Source organism: Vibrio sp. R10-SG-ISO4 (genome assembly GCF_059834135.1).
The window spans coordinates 159,356-176,040 of sequence record NZ_JCBDHJ010000018.1 but is presented as its reverse complement, the minus strand read 5'-3'; the positions used below and the strand labels follow the sequence as shown (position 1 = coordinate 176,040).

At 48.7% G+C, this 16,685-nt stretch carries 19 protein-coding genes; 12 read left to right on the top strand and 7 right to left on the bottom strand.

Annotated features, from left to right (window positions below; genetic code table 11):
- Positions 1 to 22 precede the first annotated feature (22 nt).
- The 3 genes from lpxH (at position 23) to AC6R03_RS13750 (ending at position 2,564) form a co-directional block, all read left to right on the top strand.
- Positions 23 to 757: a UDP-2,3-diacylglucosamine diphosphatase gene (lpxH, locus tag AC6R03_RS13760; RefSeq protein ID WP_500625808.1), complete on the top strand. Its 735-nt coding sequence runs from the start codon at positions 23 to 25 to the stop codon at positions 755 to 757.
- Between the two features lie 82 nt (positions 758 to 839).
- Complete coding sequence (locus AC6R03_RS13755) at positions 840 to 2,048, top strand: EAL and HDOD domain-containing protein (protein ID WP_500631905.1); 1,209 nt, start codon at positions 840 to 842, stop codon at positions 2,046 to 2,048.
- A 39-nt stretch (positions 2,049 to 2,087) separates the two neighbouring features.
- Positions 2,088 to 2,564, top strand: a complete 477-nt coding sequence (locus AC6R03_RS13750; protein ID WP_500629095.1) for a YchJ family metal-binding protein — start codon at positions 2,088 to 2,090, stop codon at positions 2,562 to 2,564.
- Positions 2,565 to 2,580: 16 nt separating this feature from the next.
- On the opposite strand, the gene AC6R03_RS13745 is transcribed toward AC6R03_RS13750, so the two are convergent.
- The gene (locus AC6R03_RS13745; protein ID WP_500631904.1) at positions 2,581 to 2,865 is read right to left on the bottom strand and encodes a YeaC family protein; all 285 of its coding nucleotides are present in this window, start codon (positions 2,863 to 2,865) and stop codon (positions 2,581 to 2,583) included.
- Between the two features lie 114 nt (positions 2,866 to 2,979).
- Between AC6R03_RS13745 and AC6R03_RS13740 the strand changes: the two genes are divergently transcribed.
- Positions 2,980 to 3,798: a DUF2989 domain-containing protein gene (locus tag AC6R03_RS13740; protein ID WP_500631903.1), complete on the top strand. Its 819-nt coding sequence runs from the start codon at positions 2,980 to 2,982 to the stop codon at positions 3,796 to 3,798.
- Between the two features lie 92 nt (positions 3,799 to 3,890).
- Here the strand turns inward: AC6R03_RS13740 and msrB are convergent, their stop codons facing one another.
- The gene (gene msrB, locus AC6R03_RS13735; RefSeq protein ID WP_334551050.1) at positions 3,891 to 4,292 is read right to left on the bottom strand and encodes a peptide-methionine (R)-S-oxide reductase MsrB; all 402 of its coding nucleotides are present in this window, start codon (positions 4,290 to 4,292) and stop codon (positions 3,891 to 3,893) included.
- A gap of 334 nt (positions 4,293 to 4,626) precedes the next feature.
- On the opposite strand from msrB, the gene gap reads away from it, so the two are divergent.
- From gap to groL, 7 genes are all read left to right on the top strand, one after another.
- Positions 4,627 to 5,622: a type I glyceraldehyde-3-phosphate dehydrogenase gene (gene gap, locus AC6R03_RS13730; RefSeq protein ID WP_334551052.1), complete on the top strand. Its 996-nt coding sequence runs from the start codon at positions 4,627 to 4,629 to the stop codon at positions 5,620 to 5,622.
- Between the two features lie 130 nt (positions 5,623 to 5,752).
- Positions 5,753 to 6,643 carry a D-hexose-6-phosphate mutarotase gene (locus AC6R03_RS13725; RefSeq protein ID WP_500631902.1) on the top strand — a complete coding sequence of 297 codons (891 nt, stop codon included), beginning with the start codon at positions 5,753 to 5,755 and terminating at the stop codon, positions 6,641 to 6,643.
- Between the two features lie 109 nt (positions 6,644 to 6,752).
- Positions 6,753 to 7,574, top strand: coding sequence for a 23S rRNA (guanine(745)-N(1))-methyltransferase (rlmA, locus tag AC6R03_RS13720; protein ID WP_500625803.1), 822 nt, complete (start codon positions 6,753 to 6,755; stop codon positions 7,572 to 7,574).
- A 140-nt stretch (positions 7,575 to 7,714) separates the two neighbouring features.
- Positions 7,715 to 8,707 carry a ChaN family lipoprotein gene (locus AC6R03_RS13715; RefSeq protein ID WP_500631901.1) on the top strand — a complete coding sequence of 331 codons (993 nt, stop codon included), beginning with the start codon at positions 7,715 to 7,717 and terminating at the stop codon, positions 8,705 to 8,707.
- 146 nt (positions 8,708 to 8,853) lie between these two features.
- Positions 8,854 to 9,207, top strand: a complete 354-nt coding sequence (locus AC6R03_RS13710) for a hypothetical protein (protein WP_500629099.1) — start codon at positions 8,854 to 8,856, stop codon at positions 9,205 to 9,207.
- 360 nt (positions 9,208 to 9,567) lie between these two features.
- Complete coding sequence (locus AC6R03_RS13705) at positions 9,568 to 9,858, top strand: co-chaperone GroES (RefSeq protein ID WP_500631900.1); 291 nt, start codon at positions 9,568 to 9,570, stop codon at positions 9,856 to 9,858.
- Positions 9,859 to 9,890: 32 nt separating this feature from the next.
- Entirely contained in the window at positions 9,891 to 11,483 is a 1,593-nt protein-coding gene (gene groL, locus AC6R03_RS13700; RefSeq protein ID WP_500631899.1) for a chaperonin GroEL, read from the top strand.
- A gap of 370 nt (positions 11,484 to 11,853) precedes the next feature.
- On the opposite strand, the gene AC6R03_RS13695 is transcribed toward groL, so the two are convergent.
- Positions 11,854 to 12,294 carry a YcgN family cysteine cluster protein gene (locus tag AC6R03_RS13695; RefSeq protein WP_334551061.1) on the bottom strand — a complete coding sequence of 147 codons (441 nt, stop codon included), beginning with the start codon at positions 12,292 to 12,294 and terminating at the stop codon, positions 11,854 to 11,856.
- A 130-nt stretch (positions 12,295 to 12,424) separates the two neighbouring features.
- Here AC6R03_RS13695 and AC6R03_RS13690 point away from each other — a divergent pair, with 130 nt between their 5' ends.
- Positions 12,425 to 12,673 carry a YkgJ family cysteine cluster protein gene (locus AC6R03_RS13690; RefSeq protein WP_500625797.1) on the top strand — a complete coding sequence of 83 codons (249 nt, stop codon included), beginning with the start codon at positions 12,425 to 12,427 and terminating at the stop codon, positions 12,671 to 12,673.
- Between the two features lie 121 nt (positions 12,674 to 12,794).
- On the opposite strand, the gene recR is transcribed toward AC6R03_RS13690, so the two are convergent.
- The 4 genes from recR to apt form a co-directional block, all read right to left on the bottom strand.
- Positions 12,795 to 13,394, bottom strand: coding sequence for a recombination mediator RecR (gene recR / locus AC6R03_RS13685; protein ID WP_334551065.1), 600 nt, complete (start codon positions 13,392 to 13,394; stop codon positions 12,795 to 12,797).
- A gap of 74 nt (positions 13,395 to 13,468) precedes the next feature.
- A complete protein-coding gene (locus AC6R03_RS13680) occupies positions 13,469 to 13,798 on the bottom strand; it encodes a YbaB/EbfC family nucleoid-associated protein (protein ID WP_005380618.1) in 330 nt (109 codons plus the stop codon).
- A 71-nt stretch (positions 13,799 to 13,869) separates the two neighbouring features.
- Entirely contained in the window at positions 13,870 to 16,038 is a 2,169-nt protein-coding gene (gene dnaX, locus AC6R03_RS13675) for a DNA polymerase III subunit gamma/tau (RefSeq protein ID WP_500631898.1), read from the bottom strand.
- A gap of 12 nt (positions 16,039 to 16,050) precedes the next feature.
- On the bottom strand, positions 16,051 to 16,596 hold the full coding sequence (gene apt, locus AC6R03_RS13670) for an adenine phosphoribosyltransferase (protein ID WP_334551070.1): 546 nt from the start codon (positions 16,594 to 16,596) through the stop codon (positions 16,051 to 16,053).
- Between the last annotated feature and the right edge of the window lie 89 nt (positions 16,597 to 16,685).

Genomic DNA, 16,685 nt, shown 5'->3' with positions numbered 1-16,685 from the left:
TAGCCTGAACTCTGATTACTTTATGACCACTCTGTTTATTTCCGATCTGCATCTCTCCCCTTCAACGCACGAGATCACCGCGTGTTTTATTCGCTTTATGCGCGAAGAAGCCAGCCAAGCCGACGCCTTATATGTCTTGGGTGATTTGTTCGAATTTTGGGTGGGAGATGACGATAAGTCTGAATTCGCGCAAACTATTCGTGATGAGTTTCGCCGCTTAACACGCTCTGGTGTGCCTTGCTATTTTACTCAGGGGAATCGTGATTTTTTGGTCGGTAAGCGCTTTGCAAAGCAAACTGGGGTCACCTTACTCGGGGATGAGACCGTCATTGATTTGTATGGTCAGCCCACCGTGATTCTACACGGTGATACGCTATGCACTGACGATGTCAGCTATCTTGAGTACCGAAAAAAAGTTCATCAGCCTTGGCTACAATGGGTGTTCAATCGTATCCCGATGTTCATCAAGCAGAAGATCGTCGCCAAGGTACAAACAGACATCAGTGCAGACAAACAAACTAAATCCCTTGAGATCATGGATGTGAATCAGCAAGAAGTGGAGAGCGTGATGAACAAACACCATGTTGAGCTCATGATTCATGGCCACACTCATCGCCCCAATATTCACCGTTTTATCAGTAATGGAAAAACCCTGCATCGCGTCGTGTTAGGGGATTGGTACACACAAGGATCGGTCTTAGTGGTTGATAAAACAGGATACGACCTACAAAATCGCGCATTCCTATCAACAAATTGACAAATAAGTACCAGATTTTTCAATAAATTGTGCCTATACTTAATTTCAATGTTCGGTAACACGTTGAAATTAGACTGCTACTTTGAAAACCTCATACATTGCACGCCAACCTATCTTAGATCGGCACAAACATACTATTGGCTATGAGCTGCTGTTTCGTGATGGCCCTAAAAACACGTTTCCAGAAATCGACCCTGAGCTGGCAACGAGTCGTTTGCTGTCTGATCATTTTATGTCCACCCACTACTCGACATTGGGTGACAAAGTTGGCTTTGTGAATTTCCCTTATCAAAGCTTGATCAATCGCGTGCCGACTCTATTTCCGTCGGCGAGCCTAGTGGTTGAAATTTTGGAAGACTGCCTGCCGACGCCCGAGCTACTCGAGGCGGTCAAAGAGATATATAAACTCGGCTATAAAATTGCGCTGGATGATTTTGTGCCTTCCCCTGAATGGAAAGCCTTTTTGCCGTATGTCTCGATCATCAAATTTGATATCCGTGTCGTCCCGATTGAAAAAGCGCGACTGTTCATTCGCAAGTTACAAGGCAGCAAAATCCAGTTTTTAGCAGAGAAAGTCGAGACGTATGAGGAGTTTAGTCACGCGCTTGAAGCCGGTTTTGACTATTTCCAAGGTTACTTTTTTAGTAAACCCGAGATCTTGCAGCGCAAATCGATCGAACCTTCCTTCATGACCATAGTGCAACTGCTCAGTGAGATTGCAAAATCCGACATCGATTATCAGCGGATTGAAACCTTGGTGAGTAAAGACGTCTCGCTCTCGTATAAATTGCTCACGCACGTCAACTCGTCTTCGATTGTCAGCACCAAGATTCAGTCATTTAAACAAGCGCTGATTTACCTGGGTGAAGATAGATTGCGTAAATTTGTCTCCTTGGTGGCGCTCGCCTCCTCCCAAGACTCCAAACCCGAGTACCTTTACGGGTTGTCCATTCAGCGCGCACGCTACTGCGAATTAGTCGCGGCGAAGCTCGAGGAGAAGCTCGCCTCTGGCCAAGCGTTTCTTACGGGTATGTTTTCGCTGCTCGACAGTTTACTCGACAGACCGTTAGAACAAATCGTGGCGGAAATCCCCATTGATGAAGCCGTCAAGCATGCACTCACTGATGGTGAAGGGACGCTTGGGGTGTTGCTCAAGCTTGTCATCGCCTATGAACACGCACAATGGGACGAAGCCGCTGAACTCTGTCAACAGCTCGGCCTTGAGAAAGAAGTCGTTAGTGAATGCTACGATGAATCGGTACAATGGACGGCAGATTTACTGTCTAATTAACCCTGATTGTCCCTGATATAAGTAAAAAGCGGAGATTGGATGTCTTTATGTCCTTGTGAAAGTCAGCAGACTTATGAGTCTTGCTGCCTGCCGATTCATCAACATCATCAGAATGCCCATACACCAGAGCAACTCATGCGCGCTCGCTACAGCGCCCATGTCAAAGGTCTGGTTGATTTTGTTGTCGCCACCTATCACCCTTCGTGCGAAGCGGAGAAAGAACGCGATGCCATCGCAGATTCAATCGCGAGCGACTGGTGCGGCCTTGAAGTGGTATCCACCGCGCCGGGCGAGCATCATGATGAGGGTTTCGTCACCTTCAAGGCGTATTTCTCTGCCGAGCAAGGTCGCTCAACACAGACCTTATGCCTTGAAGAGCGATCTCGATTTGTCCGTGAAAATGGCTTGTGGTACTACATCGATGGAGAATTCCCACAAGCGAATCAGGCCAAGGTTGGTCGCAACGATCCTTGCCCATGTCAAAGCGGGAAGAAATTTAAAAAATGCTGCGGATAACGAATAAAATCAGAGACTAAGATTTATTCGGGTTCACTCGCAAAATGTCGTCTTGTTCTGCTTGAAACTGTTTTTTTAGCTCAGATTTTGACTTAAAACTGAGCTCACCACCCTGCGCAACTGTCATATGTTGCGCTTCTACATTATGCTTAGACTGATACAACATCACAGCTTGCATGCAAGAATCTCGCTGCTGCTGCGAAAGTGGTGTACCCTCAGGCCACTTACCCGTCTCAACTGCATAGAGGAGACGCTCGTAAGCTTTTGGTGTAATTGAATTAATCAACTGCTCTGCGTCCATGACGTATCCTTTGGTTTCTGTTGTTTTTTGTTAAGGCCCTGACATTAACCGCCTCAATGAAGGCGTCAAGATAACGGCTAAGAATAAGTGTAACGGATCACAAGCAAACTTCGTATGAATCGACTTATCACACTGGTATTGATAGGGCTAGCGGCCACACTCACGGGCTGCTTTGAAGTTCGAAAAAATACCGACCAACTGTGTAAAGACACACCGGAACTTCGTTGCGAACGCCTGAATATGGATGATGGCCAATGTCGCGTTCCTCGTACCGATCTCATTTGGCACCGCTTTGAAGTCTTTAAGGACCCAACAGACCCAAATCTCATCAAAGAATACAATTTGCTGTCAGAGTATAAAAAGTGTCTAGAGCTAGCCTCTCAGATCCAACCCATTGATCAATCCAACCTGAAACAGCGGCGTTTTGAAGCACTGGTCAACTCGGGTAAGGATCTCGAAGCGCTAGTGAAAAAGCTCTCTGAATCCACCAGCCCACAAGCCCTCTACTTTCTCTGGAGTCGCACTGGGAGTGATTCTGCCCGCCGCGCCTTTCTTCAAATGGAAGGGTCACCTCAGCTTGAAAGCGCAGAAATGCAATATGCATTAGCCACGTTTTATACGGGTCGTGACCAAGAAAAAACCATCGCATTGCTTAAGCACGCGTTGGAGCTGACCAAGCGCTCGCCTGTCAACGTTGAAATATTGAAATCACTTGCCAGTATTCACTATCAAACCCATCAACGCGAACAAGCGTACGTTTGGGCGATGGTAGCGAAAGCCTTTGATGTGCCGATCGCTTCCGAGAAGGAGCTGCAATTGCTGTACGGTTTTGATAAGGACAAATATCGTCAGTTGGATGCGTTTGCAGACGATATTGAAGATGCGATTCGGGCCGGGAAATTTCAGCGCCAACAACTCGAAGGGCTTGATTAGCCTTAGGTTTTTAGTGGTTACTCACTTTGAATTGAATGGGTTCAATTTGAAAGTGAGTAACAACACACACAGCGTTTAACGCTGCCTTGCCATCAATTGTTGAAAACTAACGACACCGAGTTAACACAGAAACGCTCACCGGTGGTTTGTGGTCCATCTTCAAATACATGACCTAAATGGCTATCACAACGTGCACAGCGAATCTCTGTCCGCACCATTCCGTGGCTCAGATCCTCTAAGTAACGAATCGCATCGTCATTGATCGGCGCATCGAAACTTGGCCAGCCACAACCGGAATCGTATTTGTTATCTGAACGAAACAGCGGAGCGTCACAACAGGTACACGCGTAGATTCCCGTCTCTTTATTGTGCAGCAATTTACCGGAGAATGGTGCCTCAGTGCCCTGCTGTCTGCATACTCGATACTCTTCATCCGATAGCTTCTCACGCCAGTATTCATCAGGCTTGGTGACTTTTTCGCTATGTTGTTTCACTGACTTATTCTCCACATTCTCATTTTTATTTGTGACTTTTTTGTTGAAAAACTTGCGCAGTTTAACCTTTGTAGCACATACTTTGAAACCATAACAGAATGGCTAAACTTTAAGCAGCAGTTCAAGTCTTCAACGCATTTTACATCAACTGGTTAGGTATAAACTCCACTATCCGTTCAAAAAACAACCACTCGCGTTTAATTGTGAAAAAAAGCGACACTTTTTTTTGACATTAAACAAGTTAAGTCCGATTATCGGTTGCAGATTTTGACTGGGTTTTGTAATTTTACTACCAGTTATCTTTAATCAGAAATTAAGTTGTGGAGCAACTATAATGACTATCAAAGTAGGTATTAACGGTTTTGGCCGTATCGGTCGTTTCGTATTCCGTGCAGCGCAAGAGCGCAACGACATCGAAGTTGTAGGTATTAACGACCTTATCGATGTAGATTACATGGCATACATGCTGAAGTACGACTCAACTCACGGCCGTTTCAACGGTACTGTTGAAGTTGAAGGCGGTAACCTAATCGTTAACGGCAAAACTGTACGTGTAACTGCAGAGCGCAACCCAGAAGACCTAAAATGGGACGAAATCGGTGTTGACGTTGTTGCTGAAGCAACAGGTCTTTTCCTAACTGACGAGACTGCACGTAAGCACATCACTGCTGGCGCGAAGAAAGTTGTACTAACTGGTCCTTCTAAAGACGCAACTCCAATGTTCGTTAACGGCGTAAACTTCGACACTTACGCTGGTCAAGACATCGTTTCTAACGCTTCTTGTACGACTAACTGTCTAGCACCTATCGCTAAAGTTCTTAACGACAAGTTCGGTATCGAATCTGGTCTTATGACTACAGTTCACGCAACAACTGCAACTCAAAAAACTGTTGACGGTCCTTCTGCTAAAGACTGGCGCGGTGGCCGTGGTGCTTCTCAAAACATCATCCCATCATCAACTGGTGCTGCTAAAGCTGTAGGCGTTGTACTTCCAGAAGTAAACGGCAAACTAACTGGTATGGCTTTCCGCGTACCAACAGCTAACGTTTCTGTTGTTGACCTAACTGTTAACCTAGTAAACGGTGCTTCTTACGAAGACATCTGTAAAGCGATGAAAGAAGCGTCTGAAGGCGAACTAAAAGGCGTTCTAGGCTACACTGAAGACCAAGTAGTTTCTCAAGACTTCATCGGCGAAGTTTGCACTTCAGTATTCGATGCTAAAGCAGGTATCGCGCTAACTGACAAATTCGTTAAAGTTGTATCTTGGTACGACAACGAAATCGGTTACTCAAACAAAGTTCTAGACCTAATCGCTCACATCTCTAAGTAATCATCACTTTGAGATAAGCGTTTAGCGCAGAATTTTATAAAAGGCGGCTCTTGAGTCGCCTTTTTTGTATCTGAAATTTGAGAGCTCATTAATGGCGACACGCCTGCTCTCTATGGCACAGGAAACTTACATGGACTTATTAACGCTCCCTGCCCTGACTGTCTTGTCTGACAGTGTCACGATTGTCGAAGTCGACCAAGTAAAGGTGATTCGTATCATCCATGACAAAGCCAGCGCCGGTATTGCCCTGCATGGTGGTCATGTCATTTCATTCAAACCTCAAGGCCAAGAAGATCTCATTTGGATGAGTGAGCAAGCGGTCTTTGATGGTAAGGCCGCTCTGCGCGGTGGCATCCCGGTCTGCTGGCCATGGTTTGGACGCATTGCGGCCCCAGCACACGGCTTTGCTCGTACGAGCGAATGGGAATTGGTCGAGCATCGAGAAAATGAAAACGGTGTCATCGTTGAGCTGGCCCTTTTCTCAAGTGAAGAGACCCACGACATCTGGCCATATATGTTTGAGGCCCGACTTTTGATTGAGATTGGCGAAACACTGAGCGTCACCCTCAAGGTTATCAATATTGATGATCAAGCATGGACCTTCTCCGGTGCGCTGCATACCTACCTCAACGTAGGTGATATTACCCAAGTCCAGACAACAGGTATGGGCGCAGCGTACATCGATAGCCTTCAAGACGGGAAAGTATGCCAAGGCGGTGACGTGTTACAGTTGACCGACACCATCGATCGCGTCTATACCAAGCCTGAGCCCCAAATCAATGTGGAAGACCCAGTCTTTCATCGCACACTTACCGTTGAGAACCAAGGCCACAATTCAGCTGTCCTTTGGAACCCTTGGCAGCAAGGTGCGGCGGCGATGGCCGACATGCAAGATAGCGGCTATCAGCACTTTTTGTGTGTCGAGTCGACCCTTCATGCGACCTCTCTAGAGACAGGTCAACGCCTTGAACCAGGTGAGACTCACCAACTGGTCACCGTACTCTCCAGCGCGAACAAGTAGCGGCTTTGGGTGACACATCGTTGAGGGTAGAGCGGCGCTCTACCCTATTTCTGGGATTCGCTCGCCTAAGCTGATAAAATGCAGCCCCCGAAATCGCCCAGAGCTCGATATGTCTTACTCCTGTCCTTTATGTCATCTGCCTTTATCGCAAGAAAAACAGCGCTACTCGTGTGAAAACCGCCACTCATTCGACGTCGCGAAAGAAGGCTACGTCAACCTGATGCCTGTACATCATAAACGTTCAAAAGATCCAGGCGACAATAAAGAGATGATGCAAGCTCGGCGCCGATTTTTGGAAAAAGCCTACTACCAACCCCTGCGACAACGCATTGCCGACTTATGCGCCGAAGCCTTAGTCGGTAGTGATCACCAGTTGCTTGATATCGGCTGCGGCGAAGGCTACTACACGACCCAAGTAGCACATCGGTTAATCGAACAACACGCAGCAGCAAACACATACGGTTTGGACATTTCCAAAATCGCCATCCGCTATGCCGCGAAACGTTACCAAAACTGCCTTTTCAGTGTTGCTTCAAGCCACCGCCTACCCTTTGCCGACCACTCACTCGATGGCGTGTTACGCATCTACGCGCCGTGCAAAGCGCAAGAGTTGCAACGCTGCGTGCGAGACAATGGCGTGGTCATCACAGTCACGCCAGCAGGACGTCATCTTTACCAGTTGCGAGAGCGAATTTATGACGATGTACGACTGCACAGCGAAGAAGCCGAATCGATTGAAGGCTTCGACCTTGAGCGGGAAGAAAAGCTCAGCTACCTCCTCCCCCTCGCCGATGGTGATGCGTTCGACCTATTGCAAATGACCCCATTTGCTTGGAAAGCCAGCGATTCTTTGCGTGACGAACTGAAAAACTCCACTATGTTTGAATGTGAGGCAGATTTTATGATTCGCATCTATCGTAAGCAGGCGTAACCCGGCACAAACTAGATAACAATTCTCATTTGCATTGTAAATGTCCCGAGCCTCCTTTAGTATGCGAGCAGACCATTAGGAGGCCACGGTTTATGCTGATCCGTTTTATATTGACCCGTTTTGTTTGTTTTAGTGCTTGTATGACTCTGACCGCCTGTTCATACAGCGCAGCGTCACTCTCTCCATCCACTCGTTCAAACTCAGTGGCCTCTGATCCAAGCGCTGCTACCCCTATCGTTAGTTTTTATGACTATCAACTATACGACCCATCGGGAAAAGCCCTGTCACTCAATGCACTACCTGAAACCTTCACTCAGGCAGAAGTTATTTTGATTGGTGAATGGCATACTCATTCCGCTATCCATCGCTTTCAAGCCGATTTTATTAAGGCAATAGCGAGCCAAGGCCGAGACACCGCCTTGTCGATGGAGCAGTTTTCAAGAGACGCCCAACCCCATCTCAACGCCTACCTTAACGGTGAGATTGGAGAGCAAACACTGATCACATCGGGTAACGCTTGGCCTAACTATGAAAGTGACTATCGACCATTAGTCGAGCTAGCAAAAACGTTTAACTGGCCTGTCATTGCCGCCAACGCACCTAAATCAACGGTACGTTGTGTGGGTCGTGTCGGTTTACGCTACCTTGATAGCCTATCCGACGATGAGCGCCGCCTCGTGGCCGCTAAGATCAACACCGAGGACTCCGCATACAAACGCAAATTCATGGCCTCAATGCATCATGGCGAGCCAGCCCAAACCGAAAAACAGTACGCTGCTCAAATGACGTGGGATGAAACCATGGCAGAAAGCATCGTCCAATACCTCAATGACCACCCAGGTCACCAAGTCATTCATGTCGCAGGGAAGTTTCATACCGAACAAGGGCTAGGAACCAAAGCGTCTATTTTCGCGCGCAACCCCAACCTCTCTGTCGTGGTTATCACACCTATGTCTGATATCGCATCTATCATCGATGCCGCCAGCGAACCTCAGCCTCTCAACACGGATTACCCATTGCACGTCTTAGCCCCACCTGTGCGCTTCGTCAAAATGGAAAATCAAATGGCGGCGTTTCATAAAATGTCGACACGTCATGGGAGCAACGAGTGTCAGCCGACTGAAGCCCCCTAACCGACCTTAGCTGAACGCCTGCACTCGCGACCGATAAATAGGCATGATTTGTGCTTGATGGCTTTTCATACAAATAACGCATATTTTGCACAAGTTTTACACCACACTGCCGATACGTTATTTGAGGATGAAGTAAGGAGAACACTATGACCCCAGTAGGAATGGAGTCAGCGAAGCTGGCACCAACCCAGCAGGTTAAGCCTCAAGCCAACACCTCGGTTGCAGATAAAGGCGCTGCACCTTTAAAAGTTGAGCAAAACACGGTAACCCTTTCAGAGGAAGGGAAAGCATTGCTTGCCGCATTGCAAGAAATTGAGAAAGAGAGCCAAGCCAACAAAGCGGAAAAAACCGTCGGTGACAAAGTAGAGTCTTTCGCCCACGGTGCGCTAGGCATGGATCACCCAGATAAGATCAAAGAAGAGGAAGACGGCTCTTATTCTGCGGGGCAATATCTTTCCGCGGCGGCAACCGTTGGCGGCATTTTGCTGGCCCTAATCTAACATTGAGCGCTAAACGACTCTCAATCAGTTGGGGAACAAGCCTTTGATTCGAGACGACAAAAATCTCAATTTGTTGTCGAACTTGCTGTGGCTTCATAATCATTTCGCATTGCAGAGATTAGGCATCCCCGATTGGGCATCCCGAATTGGGCATCCCGGTTTCTTAGCCATTGCGCCACTCCTTCCTAGTTTTAAAGCTCACTTCGGTGAGCTTTTTTATTGTCCTCGCTACTTTCATAAAAATCTTTTATCGAACTTCCCCCTTGAAGTTGCCATGAGAGACCCTATTTTTTCATCGAGCGCGAAGGAATCGCTCATATTGTGTCTTTTATTTTTTGTCCTAAGTAGGAGGCAAATCCAATGAATATTCGTCCTTTAAATGACAAGCTGATTGTTGAAAGACAAGAAGTGGAAAACAAATCTGAAGGGGGAATCGTACTAACTTCTCAATCGGAGAAAAAATCCACGCGCGGAAAAGTCATCGCAGTGGGTTTAGGCAAACGCCTTGATAACGGTGACCGCGCGTCAATGGACCTCAAAGTCGGTGATCACGTCATTTTCAATGATGGATACGGCGTGAAAACAGAAAAGATTGATGGCAAAGAGTATCTGATTCTCAGTGAGTCAGATGTGTTGGCTATCGTCGAATAATCTCGTTCTGTCATCTTTTTGAGGAGAAAATCATGGCTGCAAAAGACGTACTATTTGCAAACGAATCACGTCAAAAAATGCTCACTGGTGTCAATGTCTTAGCCAATGCGGTCAAAGTGACGCTTGGCCCTAAAGGACGCAATGTTGTTTTAGATCAGTCTTACGGTGCCCCTACCATCACCAAAGATGGGGTGTCTGTCGCCAAAGCCATTGAGCTAAAAGATAAATTCGAAAACATGGGTGCTCAAATGGTCAAACAGGTAGCATCCAAAGCGAACGATGAAGCGGGCGACGGAACCACTACCGCAACGGTACTGGCGCAATCTTTCATCAATGAAGGGCTAAAAGCGGTGGCCTCGGGCATGAACCCTATGGATCTTAAACGCGGTATCGACAAAGCGACGGAAGCCGCTGTGGCTAAATTACGCGATATGGCGAAACCTTGCAGCGATCAAGAATCGATTACGCAAGTTGGCAGTATCTCGGCCAATAGCGATCGCGCTATCGGTGAGATCATTGCCCAGGCGATGGAAAAAGTCGGCCGCAACGGCGTCATCACCGTTGAAGAAGGTCAGGGCCTGATCAACGAACTCTCAGTTGTCGAAGGCATGCAATTTGACCGCGGGTATCTCTCGCCGTACTTCATCACCAATCAAGACACAGGTACCGTCGAACTCGACAATCCTTACATCTTGCTGGTCGATAAGAAAGTGAGCAGTATTCGTGAACTGCTGCCGATTCTTGAGTCAGTCGCTAAGGCCTCTCGTTCATTGCTGATTATCGCCGAAGACATCGAAGGTGAAGCATTGGCGACACTCGTCGTCAACAACATGCGAGGTATCGTTCGCGCAACCGCTGTCAAGGCGCCAGGCTTTGGCGACAACCGCAAAGCGATGATGGAAGACATTGCGGTGCTTACCTCTGGTACGGTTATCTCTGAAGAGATTGGCTTAGAGCTTGAAAAGACCACCTTGGAGCAGCTTGGTCAGGCCAAGAAAGTGACCATCACCAAAGACGCGACGACCATTGTAGGCAGCGATGAACAGCACCATGCAATTCAAGACCGCGTGGCAAGTATTGAAGCGCAAATGGCTTCGGCAACGTCTCAATACGATAAAGAGAAACTCCAGCAACGTATTGCAAAGCTCTCTGGCGGTGTGGCAGTGATCAAGATTGGCGCTGCTACTGAAGTAGAGATGAAAGAGAAGAAAGATCGAGTGGATGATGCGCTGCATGCAACACGAGCGGCCGTTGAAGAAGGTATTGTGGCAGGTGGTGGCGTCGCGCTGACCAAGATTGCCAAAGAGCTCGCCGATCTCAAAGTTGATAACGACGATCAAAACGTCGGTATTCGTGTCGCGCTACGTGCTATGGAAGAGCCACTTCGTCAAATCGCCATTAACGCCGGAGATGAAGCGTCCGTTGTCGCCAACGCGGTGAAATCAGGCGATGCGGACTATGGCTACAACGCCGCAACCGGTGAATATGGCAATATGATTGAGATGGGTATCTTGGATCCTGCTAAGGTGACCCGTTCCGCCTTGCAATTCGCCGCGTCAGTTGCAGGTTTGATGATCACCACCGAAGCCATGATCACAGACCACGTTGAGAGTGAGGAGGCCTAACCTTCTCTCACTGGCGCTCTAGAGCGTCAGTGCACACAAGCGGGCGACGTTGCCCGCTTGTCTTCCACTTTGGATTGTGAGGTAAGAGAGATGAAATCATTGCCATCAATACATTTCTCCGTTGCGGAGTGTGGCACCCGCCCAGCCCCCGCTTCGGCTTGGCCCGTCACCACGACCTTTCCCAGTCAAACGGCCGGTCCACTTTTCTCTATTATGAATCAACTGCCAAAACCCGTGCAGTGGCTCATCATCCGCTTTGATTTAGCTCCGCCAACACGCACCGAGCAACCCGTGGTCCATTGAGACAAAAGAGGGCGGATAAGAGGTTAAAGACGAGGACTTGTTGTCAATTCAACGACAAATCATTGGCTTAATCACGCGTAGGATGATTGAGTATGTGGTCTTCCCAATTGATCACGTCGATTTCGTACACCACTTTATTTCTGACGCTTTCCCCAGCGGCGTGCATCGCTGACTTAGAGCCAGTGCGCAGCGGGTGCCATTCGGGCAGTGGCTGGCCTTCTGCCATTAAACGGTAGGCACAGGTGTGCGGTAACCAGGTGAAATCATCGATGTCATCACGAGTCAGCTTGGTGCACTCTTCATGAGACTCAAAGCGATGTTCATAATCGCTGCACGAACAGGTTTTCGTGTTGAGTAAGCTACACGCCACATTGGTGTAGTAGATTTCATCCGTATCTTCATCCATGAGTTTGTGCAGGCAGCACTTGCCGCAGCCATCGCACAGAGATTCCCACTCTTGCTCCGTCATCTGCTCTAACGTTTTTGTTTGCCAAAAGGGTGCGCTCATAGACTCATCTTGGATTAGTTAAAGAAGGGGCGATTTATACCGTCTAGCGGCAAAAACTTCAAGATCTTGTACTGATCGTCTTGATGATTTTTGCTACTATCGCGCCTCAATTTTACTCAGGGGTATCAGGATGGATTGTCGACTCGGTTGCGGGGCTTGCTGTATTGCGCCCAGTATCTCATCACCGATTCCGGGGATGCCAAATGGCAAACCTGCCGGTGTTCGTTGCATTCAACTCAATGAAGACAATCTCTGCAAGCTGTTTGGCTTACCAGAGCGTCCCAAAGTGTGCGCAGATTTCAAGCCGTGTCCTGTGGTGTGCGGGGCGACCAACCAGCAAGCGATGACCAATATCACCGAGCTTGAGCGTCTGACATAACACTTGGCGTCTGAGGTAACAAAAGCAAACCAAGCACCACGTTCTATCATGGGTGACAGATAAAAACATGGCCGCAGATGCGGCCATATTGATATTACTTCTGGGTGTAAAATGCAGGGCATTAAATCTTATGTCGCCCGAGCAGTGAATGAGACAGCGTTGTGCCATCCACCAGCTCTAATTCACCACCGACCGGCACACCATGGGCAATGCGACTAGCCGTGACTTGGTGCTCATGACACAACTCGGCAATGTAATGCGCGGTCGCCTCCCCTTCCACCGTTGGGTTGGTCGCAAGAATCACCTCGCTGATATCACCGCGGCGCAGGCGAAAGTCCAGCACATCCAAACCGATATCACTCGGCCCAATACCATCAAGGGGCGATAAGTGCCCCATCAACACAAAGTAACGCCCAGAATATTGACCGGTCGCTTCCACCGCTGCGATATCCGCAGGGCTTTCTACGACACAAATTTGTCCATTCTCTTGGCGTTTTGGATTGGTACAGATATGGCAAACCTCTTCTTCAGTAAAGGTTCGGCATTCCGAGCAATGACCGATTTCCGTCATTGCCTGACTTAACGCGTCGGCGAGTTGCACGCCGCCTTTTCTATCTCGCTGCAATAAATGAAAGGCCATCCGCTGTGCCGACTTGGGGCCGACCCCAGGTAGACAGCGCAAGGCCTCCATTAATTGTTCCAGCATGTGACTGGTACGCATTGACTCTCTTTCTCTATGAATTGTCCGTCATTCTCGTCGATTGCACGTAAACCTGTTACGCGCAGAGAGCGAGATTAGAACGGCATTTTCATACCAGGTGGTAATTGCATACCGCCTGTCACTGACGCCATTTTCTCTTTTTGCGTCTCTTCAACACGACGAGCGGCATCATTGAACGCAGCAGCAATGAGATCTTCTAGCATCTCTTTATCGTCTTCCATCAAGCTCTCGTCGATATCAACGCGGCGAACACTGTGGCTACCAGTAATGGTCACTTTCACAAGTCCAGCGCCCGATTCACCAGTCACTTCCATATTCGCAATTTCTTCTTGAAGCTTTTGCATGCGATCTTGCATTTGCTGGGCCTGCTTCATTAGGTTGCCCATACCGCCTTTACCAAACATGTTTATCTCTCTAGTTTGTCACTATATCGAATTAAATGGGGGCTGAATCAAATGAATTCAACCACCGGAAATTATATCGGTCGTACACTATCGCTATCGAGTTCAGCACCAAAACGCTGCTCGATAAACTGCACGTACTCATCAGCCGCTAGACTGCTAAAAGCTTGCTCAAGCTTGCCTTGATACAGCTTATCTCTTAACTCTAGCGGTGTTTCTCCTTTGTCACCAATCTCGACACTTAACTGGCACTCTTCGCCCAACACTCGATTGAGCTCTGAGAGCAGTTCACTTTGCGCTTTATCCGTGTTGAGGTGAGCCTGCTGTGGACGCAACGTCAGTTGGATAGAGCGACCATCTTTGACGAAATCCGAATTGAGCGCGAGTTGCTCAGTCAACTTAGCTGTATTGAGCTGACTGATGAGCTGCGCCCACTCGCTTCGTTCTAAGCTTTCATTGACGAGTTTATCGACCATCTCTGGCGTCTTCTCGTGCTCGAGCGCTTTTTTCAGCTGCGTGGGTTTCAGTTCCGGCTTTTGCTCAACCACGACTGGTTGGCTTGGCGTCCATTGATAGGGCTCAGGCTTCTCAAGCGATGCGTTGTTTGCCGACTCGTTTCTAGCCATGTGTGCAGCAGGCGACATCTGCGGCGCTCCGGCGTGTTTTTGCGCAACACGTTCGAGCACCGATTCAGGTTTGGCAGATGCCGCTTTAGCCTTTTTTGTTGACGCGCCTGGCGAGCTGCGCCCTTGACGCTGTGAACGCAATTGATGACGCAAACCACTAATGCCGCCGCTCACGCCGCTTGACGCAGGCTTCTGCGTTGGAGGCGGTGTTGGCGCTGCTGGGGCTTGTGGGGCCGAAGCGGGCGTCATCTGTGCATACTCATCTCTGTCATACCCAGACGCGTCATGCATATCGTCATGCGGTGGCATGTCGTAATCGGCCATCGGTGGCTCATACGACGGTGCGCTTGGCATTGGCTGCGATAGCGCTTTAGGCTGAGGTGGTGTCGCTTCAGGCTGAGGTGATACCGCTGGAGAGGACATCGGCGCTTGAGGCGCAGCATGGCTGACTGGTGGCGCTGCAGATGGCACCGGCGCCTCTGCGACAGGTGCGCTGGATGTCTGCGTTGAGATTATATTGGCTTGCGACACCTCTTGTGGCCTAAATGCCACCATGCGCAACAGCACCATCTCTAAACCAATGCGCTCTGACGGCGCCAACGCGATGTCTTCACGCCCTTTCAACGCAATTTGGTAGAACAGTTGAATATCTTGCGGCGTTAACGCTTTGCTCAGCTGCACGACCTTGTCAGCGTCAGGCTGGCCTTTATCAAGCGAGGATGGCAAAGCCTGCACCATGGCTAATCGATGCAATTGACTGGCGAGTTGTTGCAACAATCCATCCCAATCCACACCGTTTTGCGCCATTTGCTCCACACTCGACATCACCACATCCACCGATTTCGAGCTGATCGCTTGCAGCAGATGCAAGGCTTGATCGGTGTCGAGTGTACCCAACATGTGCGCCACGCTTTCTTGGCTGATACTGCCATTGCCAAGAGCAATCGCTTGGTCAGTCAAACTGAGTGCATCACGCATACTGCCATCCGCCGCATGGGCAATCATACCCAATGCGCGTGCCTCTGCACTCACTTGTTCCTGTGCAAGGATATGATCCAGCTGTTGATGAATGGCATCGACCGTGATCGGCTTAAGATGAAACTGCAGACAGCGCGACAAAATCGTCACAGGCAGTTTTTGCGGATCGGTGGTCGCCAGAATAAACTTCACGTACTCTGGCGGCTCTTCCAATGTTTTCAGCAGCGCGTTAAAACTATGACGAGAGAGCATGTGCACCTCGTCAATCAGGTACACTTTAAAGCGTCCACGCGCTGGCTTGTACTGGACGTTGTCCAATAACTCTCGAGTATCTTCCACTTTGGTGCGCGACGCCGCGTCGATCTCTAATAGATCCACAAAGCGCCCTTGGTCTATCTCTTGACACGTATCACACTGACCACAAGGGTTGGCAGTAATACCCGTTTCACAATTTAGACCTTTGGCAAACAGTCGCCCAATCGAGGTTTTACCGACACCTCGCGTACCACTGAACAAGTACGCATGGTGGAGACGATTTTGAGCGAGTGCATTTTCAAGCGCCGTCAAAACGTGCGCTTGACCCACCACTTCACTGAATTTGGTTGGACGCCACTTTCGCGCTAAAGCAAGATAACTCATGAATAATTCCGATTAATGACCGTCAAATTCACAGATGCTGTAAACCGTAAGGCCGAGACCTTGCAGACGTTTATCACCACCGATTTCAGGTAGATTGATAACAAACGCCGCATGTTCGACCACGCCACCTAACTGTCTGATCAGTTTGGTGGTCGCTTCGATGGTACCGCCGGTTGCGAGCAAATCGTCCACCACCAGCACCTTGTCACCTTCTGAGATGGCATCGGTATGAATCTCTAGCGTATCAACGCCATACTCCAACTCATAAGATTGAGCGATGGTGTTGCGTGGTAGTTTGCCCGGTTTACGCACAGGGACAAAACCCACACCAAGCTCCAACGCCAACGGTGCACCAAACAAGAAGCCACGTGCTTCTGTACCAACGACTTTGGTAAAGCCTTGATCTTTATACTTATCCACTAAAAGTTGGATCGTGGCTTGGTAGGCTTTGGCGTTCTCCATCAAGCTCGTGACATCACGGAATAGAATGCCTGGCTTTGGATAGTCTGGAATGCTTTTGATGCTAGATTTGATGAATGCGATCGTTTCAGTTGTCATAGTTCATTACTTACTTTGGCTAAGTGGGCGCCTATCATTGTTATCATCGGCCACTTAATAATGGGTTTTGTGCCACTCGGATCCGGTAT